The organism is Sphingopyxis italica, assembly GCF_011926545.1.
Lineage (GTDB): Bacteria > Pseudomonadota > Alphaproteobacteria > Sphingomonadales > Sphingomonadaceae > Sphingopyxis > Sphingopyxis italica.
Genome location: NZ_JAATIT010000003.1, coordinates 63,402 through 88,722, shown reverse-complemented (window position 1 = coordinate 88,722; position 25,321 = coordinate 63,402). Strand labels below are relative to the sequence as shown.

Below are 25,321 nucleotides of genomic sequence, written 5' to 3'. Positions count from 1 at the left end.
CGTCATCCTAGAGCAAGATGCTGATGCGGGCATGCGGCCGGAGCGCGTCCATATCGAGCACGCATTTCTTCTCGGCGATGCGCAGTGCGCCGTCGATCTCGACGAGCTTGTACGCATAATGACCGACGAAGATATCGGTGTTCCCATCCTTCGACCGCCAGACCGCGAAGGAGGCGGTCGCTTCGATCGTGTCACCGTCCGCCGAGGCCCGGACATTGCTGACGAGGTGGCGGGTCTTCGATCGCGGGAACTCGCTGTGAGCGCCTTTCTTCTCGAGACGCACGACGCGCTCATGAATGCGGGTCCGGTCGTCGAAGATGTAGAAGAGCGACTTGCTCGGGTCGGCGAAGTCGCCATCGACGTCGGTCGGGGGCACGAGATAACTCGCCTCGTCCGCGAACAGCGCTTCCCATTCATTGAGCTGCCAGCGGTCGAGCAGGTCGGCCTCGTGGAAGAGGAAGCTCTGCACGCGGTGCTGGAGCAGCATCGCGTCGATCTCGGCCTCGCGGGTCATGCGCCATGCTCCTGGATGCGGCGATCCCACTCGTTCCAGAAACAGCGCATCTGAAGCTCGTCGTCATAGGCCGACCCGCCCTCGCGCAGCATGCCGCGCGAGATATCATTATATTGTGCCTCGCGTGCCGCCTGGTAGCCGGTCTGGCATTTCTCGATCGCCTCGACGTCGTCGGGGGTCGCGAAACCGCCGGGTCCCAGAAATTCGGTGAAGTTGAAGAGGCGGAATTTGCGCAGCCACTCCGATTCCTCGGCGGGAGCGAGGGCCCAGGCATTAACCTCCATATAGTCGGGCGCGGTCGGCCAGAAGGTGCGCACCGTGATCGCCATCACGTCGTTGATGACGAGATTGGGGAAGATGATCATGTTGCGGCTCTGCTTTGCGATCCGCTCGGCGCGCTCCTGTCCGAGGCGTGCAGTCAGATCCTGCTGGATCGCCTCAATCTCGCGCTTGCCTTCCTCGCCCCAGAGCGGGATCCAGTTCGCGATCGGCCGGCCCCATGGCGCGAAATATTCGATAACCGCATGGCCGTTTCCGAGATCGTGCCCGAACCCGGCGAGGCGCGTATCGTGCGTCGAGCCGTTCGCGTTCTTGAGATATTCGAGATAAGTCGAGTGCGTGCTCGCGGCATGATAGCCGTCGACGCTGTTCTCGGCGAGCAGCTTCCAGTTGCCGCGGATCGAATATTCCTGCGTCCCGCCGACGATCGTCATGCCCTTCGACGATTGCTCGGACACGAGTTTCAGATAGTCGCCGGCGCCTGCGAGATAGGTCGCGAGATCTTCGCCGTCGGCGGCAAAGCTCACGAAGAAGAAGTCGCCGAAGCGGTCGAAGCGGGGCGCGTGGCTAAGCTGCTTGCCCGGGTCGTCCTTATAGTCGGCGGGATAGCCGGCATGCCCGGGCACGACCATCAGCCGCCCGGTGTTGGCGAACACCCAGCCATGATACATGCACTGAAAGGCGGGCGACGAGCCCTTGCGCTCGCGGCAGACGACCGCGCCGCGATGCGGGCAGACGTTGATCAGCGCGTGATACTGATCATCCTTGTCGCGGGTGAAGAGCATCGGGCGGCCGGCGACCTTGCGCGTCACATAGTCGCCCGGGTTCGGAAGCTCGGACGCATGGCCGAGATAGAGCCAGCATTTATCGAAAATGGCGCGGCATTCGCGCTCGAACACCCCCGGATCGACAAAGGCACGGCGCGGAACACGGTAGATTCCGCGTGTTTCGTCGACGACCGGCCGCAGGCTTTGCTCCATTCCTCTTCCCTTTCGAGCTCTTGGGCTCTTTACAAACCGTGCACTTGGTATGTAACATGAGTCGCAATTAGTCAATCGGTGAACAAACGCCGCAGACGGGAAGAGGGACGATGCCGAGCCATCACGACACCGCCGCGCGGCTACGCGAAGCCTATGCAGGCGGCGCCGTTCCTCCGCTGCGCGATGCGCTCGAACCTGGTGATGCCGATGGCGCCTATGCGGTGCAGACGATTAACACGCGCTATTGGGAAGCGCAGGGGCGCCGCATCGTCGGCCGCAAGGCGGGACTGACCGCGAAGGCGGTTCAGACCCAGCTTGGCGTAGACCAGCCCGATTTCGGGGTGCTGTTCGACGATATGCGCATCGCCGACGGCGGCACGCTCGATCCCGCGAAGACGCTGCAGCCGAAAGCCGAAGCCGAGATCGCCTTCGTGCTGGGCGCCGACCTGCCGGACCCGGCAACGACCGTGGAGCAGGTCGCGGCGGCAGTCGGGAGTGTGCATGCTGCGATCGAGATCGTCGACAGCCGCATCGCCGACTGGAAGATCAGCTTTGCCGACACGGTGGCGGACAATGGCTCCTCGGCTTTCTTCGTACTGGCTGAACAGGGATTGCCGCTCGCCGGACTCGATCTCGAAGGCGCGGCGATGGAAATGGACGTCGGCGGCACGACCGCCTCGACCGGGGTGGGCGCCGCGGCGCTCGGCAACCCGCTAAACGCCGCTGCGTGGCTAGCGCAGACATTGGCCGGGAGAGGCGAGCCGCTGAAAGCGGGCGACATATTGCTCGCCGGCGCGCTCGGGCCGATGGTGGCGCTCACTTCCGGTGACCATGTCGAAGCGCGGATTGCCGGGATCGGCCGCTGCAGCTTCACGTACCGGGCCTGATGTGATGGCGAAGTCCAAGGTCGCAATCATCGGATCGGGCAATATCGGCACCGACCTGATGATCAAGATCATGCGCCTGTCAGGCGTTTTGGAGATGGGCGCCTTCGTTGGCATCGACCCCGAGAGCGACGGGCTGAAGCGCGCGGAGCGCATGGGCGTGCCGGTCACCGCGGACGGGCTCGACGGCTTGGTCGCGATGCCGGGCTTTTCCGACATCGCCATCGTCTTCGATGCGACCTCGGCAGGTGCGCACAAGCACCATAGTGAGGTGCTGATCGGTCACGGCAAGCGTGTCGTCGACCTGACCCCCGCGGCGATCGGTCCCTATACGATTCCGCCGGTCAACGGCGACGCCAACCTTGATGCCGCGAACGTCAATATGGTGACCTGCGGCGGGCAGGCGACGATCCCGATCGTCGCGGCGGTGAACCGCGTCGCGAAAGTCCATTATGGCGAGATCGTCGCCTCGATCGCCTCGAAGAGCGCGGGTCCTGGCACCCGCGCCAATATCGACGAATTTACCGAGACGACGAGCCAGGCGATCGTCGATGTCGGCGGCGCGACGCGCGGCAAGGCGATCATCGTCCTCAATCCCGCCGAGCCGCCGCTGATCATGCGCGACACCGTCTATTGCCTTTGCGAGGATGGCGACCGCGAGGCGATTGCGCAAAGCGTCGCCGATATGGTCGCCGAGGTGCAGACCTATGTCCCCGGATATCGGCTGAAGCAGGCGGTCCAGTTCGAAAGCATCGGCAGCAATGCGCCGCTGCGCATTCCCGAAATGGGCGGAAGCTTTACCGGCCTCAAGGTCAGCGTCTTCCTCGAGGTCGAGGGCGCGGCGCATTACCTGCCTGCCTATGCGGGCAATCTCGACATCATGACCTCGGCGGCGCTCAGGACCGCCGAGAAGATCGCGGCGCGGATGCAGTCGGGAGCAGCGGCATGACCTTCGATCCCGCCACGACCAAGCTCTATATTCAAGACGTCACGCTGCGCGACGGCATGCATGCGATCCGCCATCAATATGGCCTCGACCATGTGCAGGCGATCGCCCGCGCCCTCGACCGCGCCAAGGTCGATGCGATCGAGGTCGCGCACGGCGACGGCTTGCAGGGTTCGAGCTTCAACTATGGGTTCGGCGCGCACACCGACTGGGAGTGGATCGGTGCGGTCGCCGAGGTGCTCGAGCATAGCGTGCTCACGACCTTGCTGCTGCCCGGCATCGGCACCGTTCACGATCTGAAGCGCGCCTATGATTTGGGCGTGCGGTCGGTGCGCATCGCGACGCATTGCACCGAGGCCGATGTATCGAAGCAGCATATCGAGGCGGCGCGTGGTCTTGGAATGGACGTCTCGGGCTTCCTGATGATGAGCCATATGTCCGAGCCCGATGCGCTCGCGAGCCAGGCGCTTCTTATGGAAAGCTACGGCGCGCACTGCGTCTATGTCACCGACAGCGGCGGTGCGATGACGATGGACCAATATGCCGCGCGGCTCGCGGCCTATGACCGGGTACTCAGGCCCGAGACGCAGCGCGGCGTCCACGCGCACCACAACCTCAGCCTCGGGGTCGCGAACAGCATCGTCGCGGTGCAGGGCGGTGCGATCCGCGTCGATGCATCGCTCGCGGGCATGGGGGCAGGGGCAGGCAATGCCCCGCTCGAAGTCTTCATCGCCGCCGCCGACGTCCATGGCTGGAACCATGGCTGCGACCTCTATGCGCTGATGGACGCCGCCGAGGATCTGGTTCGGCCGCTGCAGGACCGGCCGGTCCGCGTCGATCGCGAAACGCTGACCCTCGGCTACGCTGGAGTTTACTCGAGCTTCCTGCGCCACGCTGAAAAGGCCGCTGCCGATCACGGCCTCGATACGCGCGCAATCCTTGTCGAACTGGGTCGCCGCAAGATGGTCGGCGGGCAGGAAGACATGATCGTCGATGTCGCACTCGACATGGTCCGGACCCGCAAATGACGGTGCCGGCCGGCCTCGACGCGCAGGTCCGGCTCGCTGCCCGGGCGCTCGCTTCGGCGGGGCTCGTCCATGCTTTCGGTCATTGTAGCGCTCGCCTCGACGTGGGCAGCTTTCTCGTCTGCGCGCCGCTCCCGATGGGGCGTATCACGGACGAGCCGGGCATCGTCGTGCCGATCGATGGGCCGCTGCCCGAGGGTGTGCTCGGCGAAGTGCGCATCCACCGCGAAATCTACCGGCGTCGCCCCGAGGTGGGTGGTGTTTGCCGGATCATGCCGCCCGCGCTGATGGCGCTCTCGGTGGCTGGCCTCGTTCCCGTCCCGCGTCACGGCATCGGCGCCTATTTCGGACGGCTCCCGCTCTGGAACGATCCGCGGCTGCTGCGCGACGACGCGGCGGCGGCAGCGCTCGCGAATATGCTTGGGGATGCGCCCGCGCTCGTCATGCGCGGCAATGGCGCGGTCGTCGTCGGCGCAGACCTGCCGCAGGCGGTTACCCTCGGCTGGTTCCTCGAGGATGCGGCGCGGGTCGAGCAGTCGGTCCGCAGCATGGGTCTCGATGTCGAGGCGGCACGGCTTTCGCCCGAAGAGATCGACGCGCGGCAAATCTGGTCGGGCGGCGTCGTCGAGCGGATGTGGCACCATCTGACAGGAGAGGTGCTTTGACCTACGCGTCGGTCTATGCGGCAAGCATCGCCGATCCTGCGGCCTTCTGGATGGAAGCAGCGAAGGCGATCGACTGGGACCAGGCGCCGACACGGGCAGCGGACGCGCAGGACGACGGCATCTGGACCTGGTTCCCCGACGGGCGCCTCAACACCTGTCATAACGCGGTCGATCGCCACGTCGCGGCGGGCCGGGGCGACCGGATAGCGCTTATTCACGATAGCGCGATGACGCGTAAGGTCACGCGGTACAGCTACGCCGACCTTCAGCGCGAGGTTGCTCGCGTCGCGGGAATGATCGCGGCCGAGGGCGTCGCGCCCGGCGATCGCGTCATCATCTATATGCCGATGGTGCCCGAGGCGGTATTCGCGATGCTGGCCTGCGCGCGCATCGGCGCGGTTCACTCGGTGGTGTTCGGCGGCTTCGCCTCGAACGAACTCGCCAAGCGCATCGATGACGCCCAGCCTCGCCTCGTGCTCACCGCATCGTGCGGGCTCGAGCCTGGCCGGATCGTCGCTTACAAGCCGCTGCTCGACGCGGCGATCGATCTCGCCGCGCACAAAGTACCGCGCACGATCGTCCTCCAGCGGCCCGAGCTTGCGGCGTCGCTTGTCGCGGGCCGCGATCTCGACTGGTTCGAGGCCCTCGCCGGCGCCGAACCGGCGGGCTGCGTTGCGGTGCCCTCCGATCATCCGCTCTACATTCTCTATACTTCGGGAACGACCGGCATCGCCAAGGGCGTCGTCCACGACAATGGCGGACATGCGGTCGCCATGGCGTGGTCGGTTCCCAATATTTACGGCGTCGGCCGCGACGAGACCTTCTGGGCAGGCTCCGACATCGGCTGGGCCGTCGGCCACAGCTATATCGTCTACGGCCCGCTCATCCACGGCTGCACCAGCGTGATGTATGAGGGCAAACCCGTTGGCACACCCGATGCGGGCGCCTTCTGGCGTGTGATCCGCGACCATGACGTCGATGTTTTCTTCACCGCCCCGACCGCGATCCGTGCGGTGAAGCGCGACGATCCCGAAGGGCGGTTGCTGGCCGAGAAGGGAACCGGCCGCTTGCGCGCGCTCTTCCTCGCGGGCGAACGCGCCGACCCCGATACGCTCGGCTGGGCCGAGGCGATGCTCGGCGTGCCCGTAATCGACCATTGGTGGCAAACCGAGCTCGGCTGGCCCGCGCTTGGAACCTGTATCGGGCTCGGCGACACGCGCACGCGCCACGGAAGCGCGGGCCATCCCATTCCAGGCTATGGTTTCGAAATCCTCGATGCCGAGGACAACTGCCTCCCGACGGGCGAGGTCGGCGACATCGTTCTCAGGCTGCCGCTGCCGCCCGGCTGCTTCCCGACGCTCTGGCAGCGCCATGCCCACTTCCAGGACGCGTATTTGAGCCAGCATCAGGGCTATTATACGACCGGCGATGCGGGACTGATCGACGAAGACGGCTTCGTCCACGTCATGAGCCGGATCGACGATATCATCAATGTCGCGGGCCACCGCCTCTCGACCGGCTCGATCGAGCAGATTGTCGCCGCGCATCCCGCGGTTGCCGAATGCGCGGTGATCGGGGCCAACGACGCCATCAAGGGAATGATTCCCCTCGGCTTCATCGTCCTCAAGGCCGGCGTGAAGGCGACCGACGCGCTGGTCGCGCGCGAAGTCGTGGCGCGGGTTCGCGACGAGCTTGGGCCCGTGGCGGCATTCAAATCGGTTCATGTCGTGAAGTCGCTGCCCAAGACGCGCTCGGGCAAAACCCTGCGTGCAACGATCCGTGCAATTGCCAATGGCGAGACCGTCGCCGTGCCCGCCACGATCGAGGATCCGGCCGCCCTCGACCACATTTACCAATCGGTCGCCAAAACTTCCATGCTGGAAGGATAGCCTTGACTCAAAAGATATAAACTGGTTTACATAGATTCGATAATCAATGCCGACAGCAACAGACTGCGGCCAACTTGGGAGGGTTGATCATGAAGGCCACTACACTCAGAATCCTTTTGTCCGGAGCGGCCCTGATGGCGCCGCTGCACGCCGCCATGGCACAGGATGCCGCGGCGCCCGAAGCGCCTGCCGCACAGGAAGATGCCTACTCCGGCGAGATCCTGGTCACGGCCCAGCGCCGCGAGGAACGGGTTCAGGATATCCCGGTCGCGATTACGGCATTTGGCGGCCAGCAGGTAGAAAAGCTCGGAATTCTCAGCCTTGAGAATATCGCCCCGCGCGTTCCGTCCTTCTATTTTGGGTCGTTCGGCGCGGCACGGCCGCAGCTTTATATTCGCGGCATCGGTACGCGCTCCTTCGATCCCGGCTCGGAAAGCTCGGTCGGCGTGTTCATCGACGACGTCTATGCCGGCCGCGCTTCGGGGTCTTTCGGCTCGCTTCGCGATATCGAACGCATCGAGGTCCTGCGCGGTCCGCAGGGCACGCTGTATGGCCGAAACACGATCGCGGGTGCAATAAACGTGATTACCAAAGGGCCGACGGATCACTTCACCGGCGAGGCCGAAGCGGGCATCAGCAACTATGACGGCTACAGCCTTTTCGGCGCCGTCGGAGGTCCGATCGCAAGCGACAAGCTGATGTTCCGCGTCGCCGGCTGGAAGGCCGAGCGCGATGGCTATCAGACGAACCTCACCACCGGGAACAAGTTCCAGGGCATCGACAATTGGGGCGGCCGCGCCCGCCTGAAGTTCGCGCCCAGCGACGAGTTCACGATCGATCTCACCGCGGAACTGTCGCGGGACGGCGACAAGGCCGCCTTCGCCGGCTTCAACCGCGGTAGCGGCCCGGCGCGTTCGCTTGCCGGCGTCACGACGCCCGCCAACCCCTTCGCCGTCTTCCTCGGCCGGGCGGGACGCACGCCGATCGCCTACACCGGCGGCAACGAGGGCTATTGGTCCTTCGATCCCTATCTCGATCGCAAGACCGAAAGCTACATAGGCCGGGTTGAATATGATGCCGGCTTCGCGACGATCACGTCGATCAGTGCGCTGAAAAAGCTTCGCATTTCCGACGGCCGCGACCTCGAAGGCTCCTCGCTCGACGTGATCAACCAGCTCAGCAACGAGCGCTCCAGGCAGTTCACGCAAGAAATCCGCATCACCTCGGATCCGAGCGGACCGGCCTCGTTCGACGGCGCGCTCGACTGGATCATCGGGGCCTTCTACTATCGCGATCGGAGCTCGCGGCGCGACGAGTTCCGGCTGGGCAACGACAGTGTGGTTGCGGGGATTCCGCTGCCCAGTCCGCCGAACCCAGCGGGGACCCCAGGAGGCCCGCAGGTCAGCACCGCGATCTCGGACTATGAGATCGACAGCTATGCCATCTTCGGCCAGGCTACGCTCCATCTCGGCGAGAAGTTCGAGGTCACGCTCGGCGGCCGCTATACCCGCGACGAGAAGCGTGCGGTCCAGCAGGGGCTCAATACGCGTCCGGGCGTGCCGCTTGTCGCGGTGCCGTTTGCGGTCGATAACAGCGCCACTTACGAGAGCTTCGACCCGCGCGTCGTCGCCACCTACAAGTTCAGCCCCGACGCGAGCATTTATGCGAGCTTCTCGACCGGCTTCAAGAGCGGCGGCTTCCAATATGTTCCCTTCTCGGCGGCGCAGGCGAACGTCCTGTTCCAGCCCGAGGACATCACGACCTATGAAGTCGGCTTCAAGTCGGAATGGCTCGATCGCCGTCTTCGCTTCAACGTCGCGGCCTTCCACTACGACTATAAGGACCTGCAGGTCTCGCGCATCGTCGACCTCGGCGGCGGTGCGGCAGCGAGCCTGATCAGCAATGCCGCCTCGTCGAAAATCTACGGCGCCGACGTCGAACTGCTGCTTCGTCCGAGCGACAATTTCGACCTCAGCGTGACCTATGGCTATCTCGACGCCAAATATGATTCCTACTTCACCAACGCGGCAGGAGTCCCGCCGACGGCCGCCACGAACTTTTCCGACCGTCCCCTGGTTCGCGCACCCAAGCACAGCATCAATGTCGGCGGCGAATGGCGCATTCCGATCGGCGACGACAGCGGCCTGACCCTGCGCGCGGACTATGCGATGCTCGCGAAATTCTATCACGAGCCCGGCGAGGCCGATCCCATCTATGGTGGCGCAGTCAGCCTGTCGAAGGAGCCTTCCTACGGGCTGCTCGACCTTCGTGCCGCCTATGAGATCGGCGACTTCAGGATCACCGCCTATGTGACCAATGCCACGAACAAAAATTATCGCCGTACGGTCCTGGCGCTCGGCTCGACGCTGAGCGATTTCCCCGGCGAACCGCGGATTTACGGCCTCAAGGTGGGCTACCGCTTCTGATCTCCTCCGGTCGTCCCGCTAGGGCTAGCGGGCGGCGGACTCGGGGGCCGGAGGATGTCGGCAACGCGGCATCTTCCGGCCCCTTTTTTGCGTATGCCTATAACTTATTTTTGGTGCCCGCTTGACCAGGCAGTGCGATCTAGTAAACATACTTACAAATAAGGATCATGGGAGAGTGGCATGGCGTTCGAGCGCTTGACGCTTACAGTCGAAGACGGGCTGGCCCGTCTCGAGTTCAACAATGCAGTTCGGGGCAACCCGATCGACGAGACCTTCTGCGCCGAAACCTGCGAGGCAGCGACCCTATTGTCGGTGGATCCCTCGGTGCGCTGCGTCCTCGTCACCGCGCTTGGCGATGCCTTCGGCTATGGCGGCGACATTACCAGCTTCGTGAACGAGCTCGACTCACTTCCTGCGAATATCAAACGCTGGACGACCACGCTCCATAGCGGGATCGCGCGGCTCCAGCGCATGGACGCCCCGATCGTCGCGGCGGTGCATGGCGTTTGCGCCGGCGGCATGTCGGCATTTGTTGCTGGCGCTGACATCCTGATCGCCGCCGAGGATGCGAAGTTCGTCGCCGCCTATCCCGGGATCGGCTTCTCGTGCGACGCGGGATCGTCGATCATGTATGCGCGGCGCATGGGCGCGTCGCGCGCGCGCCGCTTTCTGCTGCTCAACGAAAGCCTCGGCGCTGAGGCGGCGCTCGCATGCGGCCTCGCCGACGAGGTTCACCCAAAGGACGCATTTCGTGCGCGGGCCGAAGAAGTCGCGCTGCAACTGGCTGCGGGTCCGACCAAGGCGTTCGGCGAAATCCGCCGCCTCATGCTCTCGGTCTTCGACCAGCCGCTCGAAACGCAGCTCGAACTCGAAGCCCAGGCGCTCAGCCGGTCGTCGGGGACGCGCGACGCCGCCGGCGCGATCAAGGCGTTCACCGAGCGCCGCCGACCTGAATTCGGAGGGATGTGACATGTGGCTCTTTCCGGAAATCCGCAGTCTTGGCCAATATCCCGAATATTGGGCGCGGCATGACCCTTCGCGCGCGGCTCTCCGCACCGCGGCGCGGGTCGTCGACTTCGCCGAGTTCGATCGCGCCTGCGCGCGCGTCGCCAACTATCTCTCGGACGGGATCGCGCGTCCCGGCGAGCTTGTCGGCTTCATGGGCAAGAACAGCTTCGACTTCTATTTCGCGCTCTTCGGCTGCGCGCGCACCCGCGCCGGCCTCGTCATCTTCAACTGGCGCCTCGCGCCCGCCGAACTTGCTGCGCAGATCGCCGACAGCGAGGTCCGCCACGCGATCGTCGAACGCGAGCAGGCGGAGCTTTGGCAGGCAGCCTGTGCCCATCTCAGCACGCCGCCGCAGGCGATCTGGATCGATGAGCAGGAGACGCTGGAAAAGCGCGTCGCAGCCTGTTCGGAGAAGCCGGTCGGCAAGCGGCCGCATCTCGAAGACACGGCGTTCCAGCTCTACACCTCGGGTACCACGGGGAACGCCAAAGGCGTGATGCTCTCGCACGGCGGCACCAACATGATGCGCCTCTCGGAGCATCTCGAGCCGACCTACAAATGGGAGGCAGGCGACAGCTTCGTCAACGGGCTACCCAACTTCCATCTCCTGCACATCGGCATCATGCTGCAATGCCTCTACAATGGCGTCGCGATCGATATCGTCCGGCAGTTCGACCCCGCCGCGATGCTCGCCACGATTGACCGGATGAAGCCGACGCTGCTGACGCTGACGCCGACGATGCTGCAGATGCTCCTCGACCATCCCGACGCGGCGAAGACCGATTTCTCTTCGATCCGGCTGACCCTTTATGCGGGCTCGCCGATCAGCCTCGGTCTCATCAAGCGTGCGATCGCGTCCATGCCCGGCGAGTTCATGCAATTTTACGGCTCGACCGAAGCGGGAGGGGCGACCTCGATCCTCCGTCCCGACGAGCATGACCTCGAGCATGAAGAGAAGCTCAAGAGCTGCGGCCGCCCGTTGCCCCTGATCGAATTCCGCATCGTCGACGGCGACGGTGCCGATGTCCCGGACGGCGAACCCGGCGAACTCCTGATCCGCCAGCCCTCGATCACGACCGGCTACTGGCGTCAACCCGACCTCACCCAGCAGGTTCTCGAAAACGGCTGGTACCGCTCGGGCGACATCGCCCGGCGCGACGAGGAGGGGCTCTACTATATCGTCGACCGCGCCAAGGACATGATCGTCTCTGGCGGTGAAAATATCTATTCTGCCGAAATCGAAAATGTCCTCTCGACCCATCCCGCGGTCGCCGGCGTCGCCGTCATCGGCGTGCCCGACCCGCGGTGGGGGGAATGCGTCAAGGCGATCGTGATCGTGCGCGATGGACATGCGGCCGACGAAGCCCTGCTGGTCGAGCATTGCCGCGGGCTGCTGGCCGGATACAAAGTGCCCAAGAGCGTCGATTTCGTCGAGGCTTTCCCGCTCGTCCCGTCGGGCAAGGTGTCCAAGAAGGACCTTCGGGCGCCCTATTGGGATGGGCAACAGCGCAGCGTCGCATGAGCGGCGATCCGCTGCTCGTCGAACGCCACGGTGCCGTGGCGCTGCTTACCTTCAACCGCCCCGATAAGCTCAACGCGCTTACGTCGGCGCTCCGCCGCGCCTTTGTTGCCGCTCTTTCGGACCTCGCGGACGACGACGGGGTGCGCGCGGCGGTCTTGACGGGCGCGGGGCGCGCCTTTTCGGCGGGCCTCGACCTCGGTGAGATTGCCGCGTCGGGCGCCAGCGTCGAGGCCAATGTCGGCGCCGAGAATATGGTCGATGCGATCGCGGCCTTCCCGAAACCGATCATCGGCGCGATCAACGGTATCGCGGTAACGGGCGGCTTCGAGATCGCTCTGGCACTCGACATCCTGCTCGTCGCCGAGGAAGCGTCCTTCATCGACAGCCATGTCCGTGTAGGGATCACACCGGGATGGGGGCTGTCGCAGCGACTGGCACGGGCGGTCGGGCTGTCTCGCGCCAACGAGCTGTCGCTTTCGGCGCGCCCGCTCGGCGCGGAGGAAGCTGTTGCCTGGGGACTTGCCAACCACGTCTATCCGGCCGCCGACCTGGTGCCCGCTGCGCTTTCCCTCGCGCAGCAGATCGCCTCGCACGAACCTGGCGGGGTCCGGGCGATGAAGGCGCTGATCCGGTCCGGGTTTGAGGCGACGCTCGAGGCGGGCCTGCGCAAGGAAGATACCGCGGCGCGTGCAGCGAATCTCGCTGTCGCGCCCGAGGACGTCGCGGCGGGCTTTACGCGGGCCCGCGCGCAGCAGGGCGCGGGCGGCTCAGGCGAATAGGCGGCCGCCGTCGACCACGGCGACCTGGCCGGTCGTGAAGCCGGCGCGCATGAAATAGAGATAGGCCTCGGCCGCCTCGACCGGAAAACCCATGCGGGGGAGCGGCTGGGATTTCGTCATCGCTCCGCGCGCATCCTCGGGGACCTTGGCCCACATTTCGGTCGCGATCAGACCCGGCGTCACCGCATTGACCCGCACGGGGGCCAGGTCGACGGCAAGCCCGCGCGTCAGATGTTCGACCGCGCCGGCAATCGCGGTCGACATCGTCGACCCCTTGCTCGGTCGGTGGGCGTAAAGTCCCGCCGTCAGCGTGATCGAGGCCTCGGGCGACAGTTTCGGAAGCGCATGCTTCACCGCGAGCAACGGACCCCAGAAGCGGGCACCCATCGCAGCCTGCGCGGCCGATAGGTCGAAGTCGGGGCCGATCGCGAGCCCGCGCGGCAGGCGGTCACCGGCGCTGTGCACGAGATGGTCGATGTCTTCGAGCCCGGCGAAGAAGGCGGCAAGGCTCGCCTCGTCGGTGGTGTCGACGACCCCGCCGCTCGCCCGAAGCCCGAGACGCGCGAGCGCATCTTCTATCTTTGCCGCGCTCGACGAACCTATATGGACCTTGGCGCCTGCGGCCAATGCAGACTCGGCGACGGCAAAGCCGATGCCCGAGCTTCCGCCGATGATGACGATGTGACGGCCTTCGAGCATGTCGCGCCTTTCCTTCAGAGCCGGATGATCCTCTTGCCCTTGTTCTCGCCGCGATACAGCCCGGCGAGCGCATCGGGGCACGCCTCGATACCCGAGAGGATATCTTCTTCATAGGCGAGCTGGCCGGTGCGGACCCATTCGGCAAGCTGCGCGACGCTCGCTTCATAGCGGTCCATATGATCGAAGATCACAAAGCCTTCCATGCGCGCGCGCTTGACGAGCAGGTGCCGTTCGACGCGCGGACCTTCGGGCCAGGGATCCCAACGATCGATGGCAGCCGTGCCGCAAACGACGACGCGGGCGCGAAGCGCCAGATGCGCCAGCACCGCGTCGCTGATCGCGCCCGCGGTATTGTCGAAATAGATATCGATGTCCTCGGGACAGGTGCGTGCGAGTGCAGCGCGGAGATCCCCCGCCTTGTAGTCGATCGCGGCATCATAGCCGAAACGCTCGAGACAAAGCTTCACCTTGTCGGGACCGCCCGCAATGCCGACCGTGCGGCAACCGAGCAGCTTGCCGATCTGGCCGACCGCCGACCCGACCGCGCCGGCCGCCGTCGAGACGAGCAAGGTCTCGTCGGGCTGGGGATTGCCGATGCCCGTGAGTGCGAGGTGCGCGGTGACGCCGTTGATCCCCAATAGGCCAAGGCTCAGCGAAAGCGGCAGATCGGTCTCGGCGATCTTGCGCACAACGGCGCTCGCGGGGGCGACAGCCTCTTCCTGCCAGCCGAACCAGCCGGTGACCGCGTCGCCAACCGCATAGCCGGGGTGACGCGTTTCGGTGACCATGCCTGCAGTGAGAGCACGCATCACCGAGCCGATGGCCACCGGTTCGGCATAATTGCCCTTATCGGCGATCCAGCCGCGCATCGCGGGCTCCACCGACAGGAAGTGATTGCGGACCCGGATCTCACCCTCGCCGAGCTTCTGGTGCGGCGCCTCGACGATCTCGAAATTCTTCGCTTGCGCGATACCTTCGGGGCGGCAGACGAGGAGGCATTGGCGGTTCATTGGGCAAGTCCCATGCTGCGGCGCGCAGCGGCATAATCGTCGGCGAGCCAGTCGAGCCATTCGCCCGCAGGTCCGGCCGACTTGATCGCGCCGATCCCTTGCCCCGCGCTCCAGATATCGCGCCACGCCTTGCTGTTCGCGCCGCCATTGTTGATGTTGATCGCCCCGCCACTCGTCGCGGGCACGAGATTGTCGGGGTCGAGGCCGTTTTCGACGAGCGAAGGCTTGAGGAAACTCGCCTTCACGCCGGTGAAGCTGCTCGTGACGAGCACATCCTTCGCGCTGCCTTCGACGAGCATGGTTTTGAATCCAGGCTGGGTGTTGGCTTCGCTCGAGGCGAGGAAGGGCGAGCCGATATAGGCGAGGTCGGCGCCCATCGCTTCGGCGGCAAGGACGCCGCGGCCGTTCGCGATACAGCCCGCGAGCAGGAGCAGGCCGTCCCACCATTCGCGGATTTCGCCCACGAGCGCGAAGGGCGACTGGTCGCCGGTGTGTCCGCCGGCGCCGGCGGCCACCGCAATGATCCCGTCGACCCCCATCTCGGCGCATTTCTGAGCGTGGCGGTTGCGGATCACGTCCTGGAAGACGAGGCTGCCGTTGGCCTGGAGTTCGCGCACGAGCCCCGGGTCGGCGGCGAGTGCCAGCACGACGATCGGCACCTTGTGCTTCAGCACGACTTCGAGATCGGGAGCGAGACGTTCGTTGCTCTTGTGGGCGACGAGATTGACGCACCAGGGCTGCCTACCGACGCTTGACGCGATGCGCGCCAGGTCCTTGTCGAGCGCTTCGGTGCTCCGCGGATTGAGCGCGGGCATGGCACCGATAATCCCCGCATTGCACTGCGCGATGACGAGATCGGCCGTCGAGGCGATGAACATCGGTCCCGCCATGACCGGGAGGCGGAGACCGGCCTTGAGGCGGGCGGCCAGTATGGGGTCTGTCATTCGCCGCTCCTCCAGGCGATCCGTCCCTCGTCGAGGACGAGCCGGCCCTCCACATGCGCGCGGAAGGCGGCGCCGTCGGCGTCGAGCCAGATGCTGAACGTGAGCGTGTCGCCGGGCAGGACGATCCCCGAAAAGCGGCAGGAGAGGGCGCTCATGTCGGCGGGATTGCGGTCCAGTGCGCGGGAGACGGCGGCGCCGGCGACGGCGTAGCTGCCGAGACCGTGCATGATCGGGCGCTCGAAGCCCGCGGATTTCGCGAAGGCCGGGTCGATATGGAGCGGGTTCCAGTCGCCCGAGAGGCGGTAGATGAGTGCGGCGCGGGGCGAGAGACGGGCGCTGGCCTCCGCGTCCGGTGCGGTATCTGGAATGACAGATGTCGTGGGTGGCGGCGGCGAACCGCCGAAGCCGCCGTTGCCGCGCAGCAGCAGCGTCTGGCGGAGCGTGCAATAAAGGCCGCCATCCGCCGCATCGGCGATCTGGCGCTCGAGCTCGAGCACCGCTCCGCGGCCCTCGCCGCGGTCGGCGAGCCCGACGACGCGAGCGGTACCGACGACCTCTGCCGACGCGGGCAGCAGCGCGTGAAATTCGGCCGACTGCGCGCTGTGGACGAGGCGGCGGAAATCAACGCCGAAAGCCGCGTCGCGGATCCACATGCCGGGCGAGCAGAGGGTGACCGCGAAGGTGGGCAGGACCGACAGCCGCGTCTCGTCGAGAAAGGCGAGGTCGCCCTCGTCGAGCGGGTCGCCGCCGAGCCCGACGCCGAGCGCGTAGAGGATGGCGTCGCGCGCGGTGTAGCTTTGCCGCGCTTCGCCGAAATCATGGGCGAGAATGCGGTCCGGCCGAAACGTCATGGCTCAGACCGGTTCCCAGGTGAAGACGTCGGCCGAGCGGTGGAGCGGGTAGAAGTCGTTCGCGAACTGGTCGAACACGCGCTCGGCGACCGTTTCGGGGGTCCAGCCATCGGCGGTATGCGCGGTGCGGATCGGGCGCGGCTGCGAGAAGAGGAAGATCTCGTTGTTGCGCACCGCGAAAATCTGTCCGGTCACCTTGGCGCCGGCATCGGCGGTGAGCGCGACGACGAAGGGGGCGATCTTGTCGGCCTCGAGCTTCTTGAGCCCGTCGACACGCTTCTGCTGCTCGGGCGTGTCGGTCGGGATCGAGTCGATCATCCGCGTCCAGGCGAAGGGCGCGATCGCGTTCGAGCGCACCCCGAAGCGCTGCATGTCGAGCGCGATCGATTTCGAGAGGCCGACGATGCCGAGCTTGGCGGCGGCATAATTGGCCTGCCCGAAATTGCCGATGAGCCCGCTCGTCGAGGTCATATGGACATAGGCGCCCGACGCCTGCTCCTTGAAGAAGGGGGCGGCGGCGCGGCTGGTGTTGAAGCTGCCCTTGAGGTGGACGGCGAGCACCGCGTCGAAATCGTCGGGACCCATTTTGTGGAAATAGACGTCGCGCAGGTTCCCGGCGTTGTTCACGACCGCGTCGATGCGGCCGAACCCGTCGACCGCGGCCTTCACCATCGCGCAGGCCCCGTCCCAGTCGGCGACGCTGTCATGGTTGGCGACGGCCTTGCCGCCCATCGCGACGATCTCGGCGGCTACCTGCTCGGCGGGCGAGCCCTCGCCGCCGCCTTCGCCCGTCAGCGACACGCCGAGGTCGTTGACCACCACCGCGGCGCCGGCTTTCGCCATCTCGAGCGCGATACCGCGGCCGACGCCGCGTCCCGCACCGGTGACCAGCACGGCTTTTCCGTCCATCATTCCCATGACTTGTGTCCTCAATAGCTTTTGGGGAGATCGAGCACCTTCTCGGCGATGAAGCTCATGATCAGCTGCTCGGTGATCGGGGCGAGGCGGGTCAGCGCGCTTTCGCGGTAGAGCCGCTCGACATGATATTCCTTGGCGTAACCGAAGCCGCCATGCGTCGCGACCGCCTGCCAGGCCGCGTCGTGGCACGCGCGCGCGGCCAGAAACTTCGCGCTGTTCGCCTCGGCGCCGCAGGGGAGGCCGCTGTCGTAAAGGCGCGCCGCCTTTTCGACCATCAGCCAGGCGCTTTCCAGATACATCCATTTCTCGGCGAGCGGGTGCTGGATGCCCTGGTTCTGGCCGATCGGCCGGTCGAACACGATCCGTTCCTTGGCATATTGGGTCGCGCGCCGCAGCGCGTCGCGCCCGATGCCGATCGCCTCGGCGCCGATGAGCACGCGCTCGGGATTGAGACTGTGGAGGATATAGGAGAAGCCCTTGCCCTCCTCGCCGATCCGGTCCTCCTCGGGAATGAACAGCCCGTCGATGAAGATCGCGTTCGAATCCACGGCCTTGCGGCCCATCTTGGGGATGAGATGGACGTCGATCTTGCTCCGGTCGAGGTCGGTGTAGAAGATGGTGATGCCGTCGGTCGGCCGCGCGCAATCCTCGAACTTGGTCGTGCGCGTGAGCAGCATGATCTTGTTCGCGACCTGCGCGGTCGAGGTCCACACCTTCTGGCCATGGACGACATAGCCGCCTGGCACTTTCTCGGCGAAGGTCTTGATGCGCGTCGTGTTGAGCCCGGCGTCGGGCTCGGTGAAGCCGAAGCAGCACTGGTCCTCGCCGACGACGAGCCGCGGCACCCAGCGCGCCTTCTGCTCGGGCGTACCCTTCACGACGATCGGGTGCGGGCCGAAGAGATTGATGTGGATCGTCGACGCGGCGGCGAAACCGCCGCCCGAGGCCGCCACCTCGTTCATCATCGTCATCGCCTCGGTGACGCCGAGGCCCGAGCCGCCGAACTCCTCGGGCATGGTGATGCCGAGCCAGCCGCCGTCGGCCATGGCGCGGTGGAAATCCTTCGGAAACTCGCCTGTATTGTCGCGGTCGAGCCAATATTCATCGTTGAAGGGCGCACAGACGGCGCGGACGCCTTCGCGGATCGCGGTGAGATCCTCTTCGGTCGGGAGCGGGCGGGTGGCAGTCATGTGCGTCTCTCCGTGGTCAGGCGCTGGCAAGCGTGCGGCGCGCGGCCTTCAAATGGGGAATGTCGACCATCTTCCCGTCGATCCCGAGCGTGCCGGCGTCGGGATTCGCGGCGAAGGCATCGACGATCTTCTGCGCCTCGGCGATTTCTTCGTCCGAGGGGCTGAAGCAGCGGTTGATGATCGCGACCTGGTCGGGATGGATCGCGATGCGGCCGGTGAAGCCGTCGCGCCGCGCGCGGCGGCAATCGGCCTCGAGGCCTTCGGGGTTGCGGAAATCGGCGTAGAGCGTGTCGACGGGCGCGACGCCGGCCGATGCGGACGCATAAAGGCAGAGCGAACGGGCGAGCCGATAGGGATCGGTCCAGTGCCCATCCTCTTCCTTGTTGCCCGTCGCTCCGATCGCGGCGGCAAGATCCTCGGCGCCCCAGGTCAGCGCGACAAGCCGCGGATGCGGCGGCGTGTAACTGCCAAGATTGAACATCGCGAGCGGGGTCTCGGTCGCGACCACCGCGATCTTGACGCTGCCTTGCTCCATTCCGGCCTTTGCTTCGAGCCGGTCGAGCTCTTCGCCGATGCGCGCGATGTCGGCAGCTCCATTGGCCTTCGGGATCAGCAGGCCGTCGAGCCCGGGCTTCACCACCGCGGCGAGATCGTCGAAGGTAATGCCGGTGTCGAAGGGATTGACGCGCACGAAGAAGGACCAGTCGCGCTGGCTGCGATCGTCGAGCAGCGCCGCGACCTGCGCGCGGGCCGCTTCCTTCATGCTCGGTGCGACGCTGTCCTCGAGGTCGAGGATGAGGACGTCCGCACCGATGCCGCTTGCCTTGGCGAACTTCTTCTCGCTGTCGCCCGGCACGAAGAGGAGCGAGCGCAGCCTCATGCGGGGCTCCGCATCATCAGTGCGCCGCGCAGCGTGCGGCAGACGATCTCGTCCTTCTGGTTGAGCCCCAGATGCTCGAAGGTGACGATGCCCTGCGTCGGTCGCGATTTGCTGTCGCGCAGCTCGACAACCGTTGTGCGGGCGCGGATCGTGTCGCCGGCGAAGACGGGCTTGGGGAAGGTCGTCTCGCTCATCCCGAGATTGGCGATCGTCGTGCCGAGCGTCGTGTCCTGGACCGTCACCCCGATGACAAGGCCGAGCGTGAAGATTGAGTTCATCAGCGGCTTGCCGAACTCGGTCGTCGCGGCATAGGCATGGTCGATATGGATCGCTGCCGGATTATAGGTGAGCGAGCTGAACAGGATATTGTCCATGTCGGTCACCGTGCGCCGGATCTCGTGATCGAACACCTGGCCGACGCTGAACTGCTCGAAATAAAGTCCCGCCATAATATCTCTCCCTAGTCGAGGCGGCCGAGGATCGAGACCGCCGCGACGCTGTTGAACGGAGCGCCGCCAAGATTGTGCGTAAGTCCGAAATCGGCCCGCGACAGCTGCCGGTCGCCAGCGCGCTCCTTGAGCTGGTTATAAACCTCATAGGCCATTCGGAGCCCCGAGGCGCCGACCGGATGGCCGAAGCATTTGAGCCCGCCGTCGGTCTGGCAGGGGATCGCGCCGCCGCGGTCATATTTGCCGTCGAGAATGTCGAACACCGCGCGGCCCGGATCGGAGAGACCGAGATCCTCCATCGTGACGAGCTCGGTCACCGAGAAACAGTCATGGACCTCGGTCATCGAAATCTCGGCGCGCGGGTCCTTGATCCCGGCCTCGGCATAAGCGCGCCTGGCGGCGACCTGGGTGTTGCGCACCGAGGCGCCGTCCCACTCGCCATAGCCCATCTCCCAGCCGTTGCTGGCCGACAACTGGATGGCCTTTACGACGACGGGGTTCGTGATGCCGAGGCTCTTTGCGATCTCGGGCGTGGTCACGATCGCGCAGGCCGCGCCGTCCGACACGCCGCAGCAATCGAAGAGTCCGAGCGGGTCGGCGATCATCGGGGCTTTGAGGATCGTGTCCATCCCGACTGTCTTGCGCAGATGCGCCTTGCCGTGGAGCGCGCCATTCTGGTGGCTCTTCCAGCTCACATGCGCCATCGCCTGCTTGAGATCGCCGCCATCGAGGCTGTGCGCGGCGCTATAGGCGCCCGCAAGCTGCGCGAAGGTGCCGGGCGCCGAACCATAGGGCATCCAGAGGTCGTTCGCGAGGCCCTTGGTTCGCAAGGGAAGGCCGCCATAGCCCGTGTCCTTCAATTTCTCGACGCCGAGGGCGAGTCCGAAATCGATCGCGCCCGAGGCGACGGCATAGACCGCGGCGCGCAGCGCCTCGGTGCCGGTCGCGCACATATTCTCGACGCGGCTTACCGGGATCGTCTCGAGACGGAGCGCGTGGGCGAGCGGGAGCGCACTGTTGCCGACATTGATGTCGTCGAGCGCATTGCCCATCCACGCGGCCTCGATCTGGCTGCGCTCGATGCCGGCGTCGCCAATCGCTTCCTCGAATGCCTCGATCATCAGATCGTCGGCGCCGCGGTCCCAGCGCTCGCCGAACACCGAACAGCCCATGCCGATGATCGCGACCTTGTCCTTGATACCCGTCGCCATCGCTCAGGCCTCCATCTGCGGCCGCTTCGCGGGCGCGCCTTTCCAGAAATAGGTCCGCATGCCGCGACGCTTGTCTACAGACTTGATGCGAAGCCGCATGCCGAGCGGGTCGCCGACCTTGAAGCCGGCGGGCCCGGCGTCGGTCAGTTCCATCAGGATGCGCGCGCCATTGTCGAACTGCACGAGGCCGAACCAGAAGGGCGGGTCGGGCGTGTAGTTGAGGCGGTCGGCGGTGACCGAGGCGACCGTCGCGGCGAGATCGGCGAGCCGGACATCCTCGAGGGCTTCGCGTCCCTCGGCGCCGGGGCGCACGGGGATCGCGGTCTTGGGGAATTGCACATTGCCCTTGGCGTCGCGCCCGCCGATGAAGCCGAGCGTGTCGCGGCCGTAGCGTTCGAGCACCGTCGCCTGCGCCTTTTGCTCGAATTCGGAGCGGACCCCGAAGTCGAGATCGAGCGCCCCCGAAAGCGAGAGGAAGCGCACATAGTCGGCGCTCGCCTCGCCAAGACCGAGCGCGGCACGCGCTTCCGCGGCGCCGGGGACTTTCGCATCGACACGGAATATGAGGGCATCGCAGCCGCTGCCGAAGCCAGCGAGCAGGACATGGTCGCCCGGGCGCGCGGCATCGAAGGCGAGAGCGAGCGCGAAGAGCGCATGCGCCGCGCCGAGATCTCCGGTCTGTTCGGCGAGCGTCGCGGCATCATTGGGCGCGGTGATGCCGGTCCGGCGCGCGATATCCTTCCACATGCCCGAGAGTGGCTCATGGACCGCGGCCCATTTGATGTCGCCGGGTGCAATACCAGCCCTCGTGCACGCCGCGAGGATGGCGGGAGCAATGATCGTCCCGCCCGCGATATCGCGTATGAACCGCTCCTCGCTCGCATAGGCGGTCTCATGTCCGCGCGCGGCATAGCTGTCGAGAAGGTCATGCGCCTCCGACGCCCAGCCGACCAGCTTCGCCGCCCCGTTGGTCCCGGTGCGCACGGCGCTGCCGCCGTCGCCATAGGCAAGGTGCGACGGGCTGCCGGCCTTGGCCGGGCGGCGTTCGCCCGCGGCGATCAGCGCATCGTCGGCGCCGAGCAATGCATCGAGCAGCGCGGCGACCGCGCAGCGGCGGCTGCCAGCGACGTCGAGGGTTCGCGTGCTGCGGGGAAGCGCAAGCGCGTCGACGAGCAGACTCGCATGGGCCCGGTCGATGAAGGGGGCCGACGTCGAGGCGAAGCAAACGCGTGCCGGCGGCGACTCGACGATGGCGCGACTCGCTTCGGCGGCGAGCGTGAACGCATCCTCGTCCCAGCCCGCAACGGCGCGATAGCCCGCCTGGCGTCCGCCCAGGCCGAAATGTCTCAGCGATTTGGCAGCCTGCGCCCGGTCCAGACGCAAGAGCGGCAGATAGCCGCCAACAGCCACAATCGACCCCGGTTCATGGGTCACCTTTCGCTACCTCCCGCCATACGTTCAGTTGTTTCCTGCAACCATCCTTGACAGCAATTTTTGAAGTTGTAAACTGGCTTACGAAATTGGAGCGGTGCCAAGCCGCTTGTCAGAATCACAAACGGGGAAGAGGTTCACCATGGATATATTCCGGTCCGACGTGCTCGCGGGCAAATCGATTCTCGTGACAGGTGGCGGATCCGGGCTGGGCTTGGAAATTTCGAAGGCGCTGGCCGCAAAGGGGGCTACCGTCCATATCTGCGGCCGCCGCGCGAATGTCCTTGAGGAAGCCGCTGCCGAAATCGCGAAAGGCGCGGCAGGAAAGGTACATTGGCATACTTGTGACATCCGCGACGCCGATCAGGTCGACGCGATGGTGGAAGCGATGTGGAAGGTGGGACCGGTCACGAGTCTCGTCAACAACGCTGCCGCCAATTTCATCGCTCCGACCAAGGGCCTGAGCCCGCGCGGCTTTCGCGCGATCACCTCGACGGTGATGGACGGGAGCTTCCATGTCACGCTGGCGCTCGGCAAGCGCTGGATCGATGAAGGCATCAAGGGCTCGGTCGTCAGCAACCTCGTCACCTGGGTCTGGACGGGCTCGGCCTTCGTCGTTCCCTCAGCGATGGCGAAGACCGCACTCCACGCAATGACGATGTCACTTGCGGTCGAATGGGGCCCCTATGGCATTCGCCTCAATGCGACGGCCCCCGGGCCGTTCCCGACCGAGAGCGCCTGGGAAAAGCTCAACCCGATCCCCGATGCGAAATCCTCCGCGACGAGCGACGAGACGGTACCGCTCCGGCGCTACGGCGCGATGCCCGAACTCCAGAACCTCATCACCTTCCTGCTCTCGGACGGCTGCGACTATCTCACCGGCCAGACGATCGCGATCGACGGCGGCCAGCATCTCGCGGGACCCGGAACCTTCGCGGATCTGACCGGCATGACCGACGCCCAGTGGCAGACGGCGCGCGAGGCGATCGAGCAATCGACGCAGCGCGACAAGGCCAATCGGGCAGGCTGACGAACAAGAAAAACAGGGGCCTCGGCTATGATCGAACGCAATATCTTCAGCGAAGAACATGAAATGTGGCGCGAGAGCGTTCGCAAGTTCGTGGAAAAGGAAATCGTCCCCCATCATGAGCGGTGGGAGAAGGAGGGCATCGTCCCGCGTGAGCTCTGGCTGAAGGCCGGCGAGGCGGGCATGCTATGCTGCACCGTGCCCGAGGAATATGGCGGCCTCGGCCTCGACTATCTGTTCGATGCTGTCGTCTATGAAGAATTGTGGCGCGTCGGGGCGAGCGGGCCGGGCTTTCTGATCCATACCGATCTTGTGGCGACCTATATCCTGTCCTTCGGAAGCGAAGAGCAGAAACGCCACTGGCTGCCCAAGATGGTCCGGGGCGAGGCGATCGGCTCGCTCGGCATGACCGAGCCTCACGCGGGGAGCGACCTCAAGGCGGTGCGCACACAGGCGGTGCGCGACGGCGACGAGTTTGTGATCAACGGCCAGAAGGTCTTCATCTCGAACGGTCAGCTTTGCGACGTCATCGTGCTCGCGACCAAGACCGACAGCCAGGCCGGCGCGCATGGCGTGACGCTCTTCCTCGTCGATGCGGCGACGCCCGGGTTCAACCGCGGCCAGAATCTCGAGAAGCTCGGCATGAAGGCGCAAGACACGTCCGAGCTCTTCTTCGACAATATGCGCATTCCCGAGGGCGCGATGCTCGGCGGCGAGGGCGAGGGCTTCAAGCTCATGATGACCAAGCTGCCGCAGGAGCGCCTTGCACAGGCGATCCGCTCCGCAACGGTCACCGAAGTGATGCTCGAATGGACCGTCGACTATACCGCCGAGCGCCAGGCGTTCGGCCAGTCGATCGGCGATTTCCAGAACACCCAGTTCGTGCTCGCAGATTTGAAGGCACGGTCGGTGATGGCGCGCGTCTTCACCGACAAGTGCATCGACCTGTTCATGAAGGGCGAGCTCGATCCGGTCGACGCCGCGATGGCGAAGATGGTGACGTCCGAGCTTCACTGCGAGGCCGCGGACAAGTGCCTCCAGCTCTTCGGCGGCTGGGGCTATATGTGGGAGTATCCGATCTGCCGGGCCTATGCCGATGCGCGCATCGTCAAGATCGCGGGCGGCTCGATCGAGATCATGAAGACGATCATCGCGCGCGAAATGTTCAAGGGCAAGCTTCAGAAGAGCCGGGGCTGACCAGGTCATGGCGCGCGGGCCAAAAAATTCCGAAACAGTTCCTTTTGAAAATCCTTCAATCGGGTCTAGCGGTGTCGGTGCAAACCAACACCAAGGATCTGCTGTGACCAAAGACCTCAACACCGGACTTCGCTTCGGCTTTCTCATTCACGATGTGTCGCGTCTGCGCCGCGTCGTGGTGGACCGGGCCCTCAAGCCGCTCGGCATCACCCGCTCGCAATGGTGGGTATTGGCCTTTCTGTCGCGCCGCGACGGGATGACCCAGACCGCGCTTGCGGCGGATCTCGACCTCACCAAGGTCGCGATCGGCGGGCTGCTCGACCGCATGGAAGCGGCGGGCTTCGTCGAGCGCCGGGCCGATGCCAGCGATGGCCGCGCGCGCCGCGTCTATCTGACGCGCGCGGGCAGCAAGATGGTGATCACCATCCGCGAGAATGTGGAGCAGATCGAGCTCCAGATCCTCGAGAATGTGTCGGAGGAGGCCCTCAATCAGGCCGCCGCGACGCTCGTGACGATCAAGGAGACGCTCCTCGAACTCGCCGGCAGCGAGGGCGAGGCGATCGGCTCCGATCCCGAATTCATGACTTAGCTTCAAGG

Annotated in this window: 24 protein-coding genes; 12 read left to right on the top strand and 12 right to left on the bottom strand. The window is 65.4% G+C overall.

Going from position 1 to position 25,321, the window contains the following annotated elements; all coding sequences use genetic code 11:
• Positions 1-7 precede the first annotated feature (7 nt).
• Both GGR90_RS11635 and GGR90_RS11630 read right to left on the bottom strand, forming a co-directional pair.
• The gene (locus GGR90_RS11635) at positions 8-514 is read right to left on the bottom strand and encodes an aromatic-ring-hydroxylating dioxygenase subunit beta (protein WP_209023730.1); all 507 of its coding nucleotides are present in this window, start codon (positions 512-514) and stop codon (positions 8-10) included.
• The gene (locus tag GGR90_RS11630; protein ID WP_167921633.1) at positions 511-1,773 is read right to left on the bottom strand and encodes an aromatic ring-hydroxylating oxygenase subunit alpha; all 1,263 of its coding nucleotides are present in this window, start codon (positions 1,771-1,773) and stop codon (positions 511-513) included. Before GGR90_RS11630 ends, GGR90_RS11635 begins: the two co-directional genes overlap by 4 nt.
• Before the next feature lie 110 nt (positions 1,774-1,883).
• On the opposite strand from GGR90_RS11630, the gene GGR90_RS11625 reads away from it, so the two are divergent.
• The 9 genes from GGR90_RS11625 to GGR90_RS11585 all read left to right on the top strand — a co-directional run bounded on the left by GGR90_RS11625 (position 1,884) and on the right by GGR90_RS11585 (position 12,917).
• A complete protein-coding gene (locus GGR90_RS11625; RefSeq protein WP_167921632.1) occupies positions 1,884-2,660 on the top strand; it encodes a 2-keto-4-pentenoate hydratase in 777 nt (258 codons plus the stop codon).
• A 4-nt stretch (positions 2,661-2,664) separates the two neighbouring features.
• On the top strand, positions 2,665-3,606 hold the full coding sequence (locus tag GGR90_RS11620; RefSeq protein WP_167921631.1) for an acetaldehyde dehydrogenase (acetylating): 942 nt from the start codon (positions 2,665-2,667) through the stop codon (positions 3,604-3,606).
• Positions 3,603-4,631 (top strand): 4-hydroxy-2-oxovalerate aldolase, encoded by a 1,029-nt coding sequence (gene dmpG, locus GGR90_RS11615; protein WP_167921630.1) that lies wholly within the window; start codon positions 3,603-3,605, stop codon positions 4,629-4,631. The genes GGR90_RS11620 and dmpG overlap by 4 nt, the downstream gene beginning before the upstream one ends.
• Positions 4,628-5,293 carry a class II aldolase/adducin family protein gene (locus GGR90_RS11610; RefSeq protein ID WP_167921629.1) on the top strand — a complete coding sequence of 222 codons (666 nt, stop codon included), beginning with the start codon at positions 4,628-4,630 and terminating at the stop codon, positions 5,291-5,293. Before dmpG ends, GGR90_RS11610 begins: the two co-directional genes overlap by 4 nt.
• Positions 5,290-7,182: an AMP-binding protein gene (locus GGR90_RS11605; protein ID WP_167921628.1), complete on the top strand. Its 1,893-nt coding sequence runs from the start codon at positions 5,290-5,292 to the stop codon at positions 7,180-7,182. Before GGR90_RS11610 ends, GGR90_RS11605 begins: the two co-directional genes overlap by 4 nt.
• 134 nt (positions 7,183-7,316) lie before the next feature.
• Complete coding sequence (locus GGR90_RS11600) at positions 7,317-9,608, top strand: TonB-dependent receptor (RefSeq protein WP_167921627.1); 2,292 nt, start codon at positions 7,317-7,319, stop codon at positions 9,606-9,608.
• A gap of 180 nt (positions 9,609-9,788) precedes the next feature.
• A complete protein-coding gene (locus GGR90_RS11595; RefSeq protein ID WP_167921626.1) occupies positions 9,789-10,577 on the top strand; it encodes an enoyl-CoA hydratase/isomerase family protein in 789 nt (262 codons plus the stop codon).
• Between the two features lies 1 nt (position 10,578).
• The gene (locus GGR90_RS11590; protein WP_167921625.1) at positions 10,579-12,138 is read left to right on the top strand and encodes a class I adenylate-forming enzyme family protein; all 1,560 of its coding nucleotides are present in this window, start codon (positions 10,579-10,581) and stop codon (positions 12,136-12,138) included.
• Entirely contained in the window at positions 12,135-12,917 is a 783-nt protein-coding gene (locus tag GGR90_RS11585; RefSeq protein WP_167921624.1) for an enoyl-CoA hydratase, read from the top strand. Before GGR90_RS11590 ends, GGR90_RS11585 begins: the two co-directional genes overlap by 4 nt.
• Here GGR90_RS11585 and GGR90_RS11580 read toward each other — a convergent pair.
• From GGR90_RS11580 to GGR90_RS11535, 10 genes are read right to left on the bottom strand one after another with little or no spacing between them, the layout of a single operon-like run.
• On the bottom strand, positions 12,906-13,616 hold the full coding sequence (locus tag GGR90_RS11580; protein ID WP_167921623.1) for an SDR family oxidoreductase: 711 nt from the start codon (positions 13,614-13,616) through the stop codon (positions 12,906-12,908). The genes GGR90_RS11585 and GGR90_RS11580 overlap by 12 nt on opposite strands.
• A 14-nt stretch (positions 13,617-13,630) precedes the next feature.
• On the bottom strand, positions 13,631-14,626 hold the full coding sequence (locus tag GGR90_RS11575) for an NADP-dependent oxidoreductase (RefSeq protein ID WP_167921622.1): 996 nt from the start codon (positions 14,624-14,626) through the stop codon (positions 13,631-13,633).
• Complete coding sequence (locus GGR90_RS11570) at positions 14,623-15,570, bottom strand: NAD(P)H-dependent flavin oxidoreductase (protein WP_167921621.1); 948 nt, start codon at positions 15,568-15,570, stop codon at positions 14,623-14,625. The genes GGR90_RS11575 and GGR90_RS11570 overlap by 4 nt, the downstream gene beginning before the upstream one ends.
• Positions 15,567-16,421: a MaoC/PaaZ C-terminal domain-containing protein gene (locus GGR90_RS11565; RefSeq protein ID WP_167921620.1), complete on the bottom strand. Its 855-nt coding sequence runs from the start codon at positions 16,419-16,421 to the stop codon at positions 15,567-15,569. Before GGR90_RS11565 ends, GGR90_RS11570 begins: the two co-directional genes overlap by 4 nt.
• A 3-nt stretch (positions 16,422-16,424) precedes the next feature.
• Entirely contained in the window at positions 16,425-17,339 is a 915-nt protein-coding gene (locus GGR90_RS11560) for an SDR family NAD(P)-dependent oxidoreductase (RefSeq protein ID WP_167921619.1), read from the bottom strand.
• Positions 17,340-17,350: 11 nt separating this feature from the next.
• A complete protein-coding gene (locus GGR90_RS11555) occupies positions 17,351-18,529 on the bottom strand; it encodes an acyl-CoA dehydrogenase family protein (protein ID WP_167921618.1) in 1,179 nt (392 codons plus the stop codon).
• 16 nt (positions 18,530-18,545) lie between these two features.
• The gene (locus tag GGR90_RS11550; protein WP_167921617.1) at positions 18,546-19,409 is read right to left on the bottom strand and encodes an HpcH/HpaI aldolase/citrate lyase family protein; all 864 of its coding nucleotides are present in this window, start codon (positions 19,407-19,409) and stop codon (positions 18,546-18,548) included.
• Entirely contained in the window at positions 19,406-19,858 is a 453-nt protein-coding gene (locus tag GGR90_RS11545; RefSeq protein ID WP_167921616.1) for a MaoC family dehydratase, read from the bottom strand. The genes GGR90_RS11550 and GGR90_RS11545 overlap by 4 nt, the downstream gene beginning before the upstream one ends.
• 11 nt (positions 19,859-19,869) lie before the next feature.
• Positions 19,870-21,069, bottom strand: coding sequence for an acetyl-CoA acetyltransferase (locus tag GGR90_RS11540; protein WP_167921615.1), 1,200 nt, complete (start codon positions 21,067-21,069; stop codon positions 19,870-19,872).
• Positions 21,070-21,072: 3 nt separating this feature from the next.
• Positions 21,073-22,503: a 3-oxoacyl-[acyl-carrier-protein] synthase III C-terminal domain-containing protein gene (locus GGR90_RS11535; RefSeq protein ID WP_167921614.1), complete on the bottom strand. Its 1,431-nt coding sequence runs from the start codon at positions 22,501-22,503 to the stop codon at positions 21,073-21,075.
• Between the two features lie 139 nt (positions 22,504-22,642).
• On the opposite strand from GGR90_RS11535, the gene GGR90_RS11530 reads away from it, so the two are divergent.
• The 3 genes from GGR90_RS11530 (at position 22,643) to GGR90_RS19625 (ending at position 25,313) form a co-directional block, all read left to right on the top strand.
• Positions 22,643-23,530: an SDR family oxidoreductase gene (locus GGR90_RS11530; RefSeq protein WP_167921613.1), complete on the top strand. Its 888-nt coding sequence runs from the start codon at positions 22,643-22,645 to the stop codon at positions 23,528-23,530.
• 27 nt (positions 23,531-23,557) lie between these two features.
• The gene (locus tag GGR90_RS11525; RefSeq protein WP_167921612.1) at positions 23,558-24,724 is read left to right on the top strand and encodes an acyl-CoA dehydrogenase family protein; all 1,167 of its coding nucleotides are present in this window, start codon (positions 23,558-23,560) and stop codon (positions 24,722-24,724) included.
• A gap of 103 nt (positions 24,725-24,827) precedes the next feature.
• Complete coding sequence (locus GGR90_RS19625) at positions 24,828-25,313, top strand: MarR family transcriptional regulator (protein ID WP_167921611.1); 486 nt, start codon at positions 24,828-24,830, stop codon at positions 25,311-25,313.
• The last annotated feature ends 8 nt before the right edge of the window (positions 25,314-25,321 follow it).

What these genes read in the sequence shown, in the direction of transcription:
- GGR90_RS11635 (WP_209023730.1), bottom strand. Translation starts at nt 514, where the DNA reads ATGACCCGCGAGGCCGAGATCGACGCGATGCTGCTCCAGCACCGCGTG.
- GGR90_RS11630 (WP_167921633.1), bottom strand. Translation starts at nt 1,773, where the DNA reads ATGGAGCAAAGCCTGCGGCCGGTCGTCGACGAAACACGCGGAATCTAC.
- GGR90_RS11625 (WP_167921632.1), top strand. Translation starts at nt 1,884, where the DNA reads ATGCCGAGCCATCACGACACCGCCGCGCGGCTACGCGAAGCCTATGCA.
- GGR90_RS11620 (WP_167921631.1), top strand. Translation starts at nt 2,665, where the DNA reads ATGGCGAAGTCCAAGGTCGCAATCATCGGATCGGGCAATATCGGCACC.
- dmpG (WP_167921630.1), top strand. Translation starts at nt 3,603, where the DNA reads ATGACCTTCGATCCCGCCACGACCAAGCTCTATATTCAAGACGTCACG.
- GGR90_RS11610 (WP_167921629.1), top strand. Translation starts at nt 4,628, where the DNA reads ATGACGGTGCCGGCCGGCCTCGACGCGCAGGTCCGGCTCGCTGCCCGG.
- GGR90_RS11600 (WP_167921627.1), top strand. Translation starts at nt 7,317, where the DNA reads ATGGCGCCGCTGCACGCCGCCATGGCACAGGATGCCGCGGCGCCCGAA.
- GGR90_RS11595 (WP_167921626.1), top strand. Translation starts at nt 9,789, where the DNA reads ATGGCGTTCGAGCGCTTGACGCTTACAGTCGAAGACGGGCTGGCCCGT.
- GGR90_RS11590 (WP_167921625.1), top strand. Translation starts at nt 10,579, where the DNA reads ATGTGGCTCTTTCCGGAAATCCGCAGTCTTGGCCAATATCCCGAATAT.
- GGR90_RS11585 (WP_167921624.1), top strand. Translation starts at nt 12,135, where the DNA reads ATGAGCGGCGATCCGCTGCTCGTCGAACGCCACGGTGCCGTGGCGCTG.
- GGR90_RS11580 (WP_167921623.1), bottom strand. Translation starts at nt 13,616, where the DNA reads ATGCTCGAAGGCCGTCACATCGTCATCATCGGCGGAAGCTCGGGCATC.
- GGR90_RS11575 (WP_167921622.1), bottom strand. Translation starts at nt 14,626, where the DNA reads ATGAACCGCCAATGCCTCCTCGTCTGCCGCCCCGAAGGTATCGCGCAA.
- GGR90_RS11570 (WP_167921621.1), bottom strand. Translation starts at nt 15,570, where the DNA reads ATGACAGACCCCATACTGGCCGCCCGCCTCAAGGCCGGTCTCCGCCTC.
- GGR90_RS11565 (WP_167921620.1), bottom strand. Translation starts at nt 16,421, where the DNA reads ATGACGTTTCGGCCGGACCGCATTCTCGCCCATGATTTCGGCGAAGCG.
- GGR90_RS11560 (WP_167921619.1), bottom strand. Translation starts at nt 17,339, where the DNA reads ATGGGAATGATGGACGGAAAAGCCGTGCTGGTCACCGGTGCGGGACGC.
- GGR90_RS11555 (WP_167921618.1), bottom strand. Translation starts at nt 18,529, where the DNA reads ATGACTGCCACCCGCCCGCTCCCGACCGAAGAGGATCTCACCGCGATC.
- GGR90_RS11550 (WP_167921617.1), bottom strand. Translation starts at nt 19,409, where the DNA reads ATGAGGCTGCGCTCGCTCCTCTTCGTGCCGGGCGACAGCGAGAAGAAG.
- GGR90_RS11545 (WP_167921616.1), bottom strand. Translation starts at nt 19,858, where the DNA reads ATGGCGGGACTTTATTTCGAGCAGTTCAGCGTCGGCCAGGTGTTCGAT.
- GGR90_RS11540 (WP_167921615.1), bottom strand. Translation starts at nt 21,069, where the DNA reads ATGGCGACGGGTATCAAGGACAAGGTCGCGATCATCGGCATGGGCTGT.
- GGR90_RS11530 (WP_167921613.1), top strand. Translation starts at nt 22,643, where the DNA reads ATGGATATATTCCGGTCCGACGTGCTCGCGGGCAAATCGATTCTCGTG.
- GGR90_RS11525 (WP_167921612.1), top strand. Translation starts at nt 23,558, where the DNA reads ATGATCGAACGCAATATCTTCAGCGAAGAACATGAAATGTGGCGCGAG.